Annotated in this window: 1 rRNA gene; it reads right to left on the bottom strand. The window is 57.1% G+C overall.

From position 1 onward, the window contains the following. A 16S ribosomal RNA gene (locus BTW08_RS18460) occupies positions 1–294 on the bottom strand; the annotation flags it as partial.

The raw sequence follows: 294 nt of genomic DNA, 5'->3' as shown, positions 1-294 counted from the left end.
GGACTACCGGGGTTTCTAATCCTGTTCGCTCCCCACGCTTTCGCTCCTCAGCGTCAGTTACTGCCCAGAGACCTGCCTTCGCCATCGGTGTTCCTCCTGATATCTGCGCATTCCACCGCTACACCAGGAATTCCAGTCTCCCCTACATCACTCTAGTCTGCCCGTACCCGATGCAAGCCCACAGTTGAGCCATGGGATTTCACACCAGACGCGACAAACCGCCTACGAGCTCTTTACGCCCAATAATTCCGGACAACGCTTGCACCCTCCGTATTACCGCGGCTGCTGGCAGTG

The sequence above is a fragment of the Salinicola sp. MH3R3-1 genome (assembly GCF_001937155.1).
Lineage (GTDB): Bacteria > Pseudomonadota > Gammaproteobacteria > Pseudomonadales > Halomonadaceae > Salinicola > Salinicola halophyticus.
The sequence above is the reverse complement of the archived record's forward strand: the minus strand, read 5'-3'. Positions and strand labels throughout refer to the sequence as shown.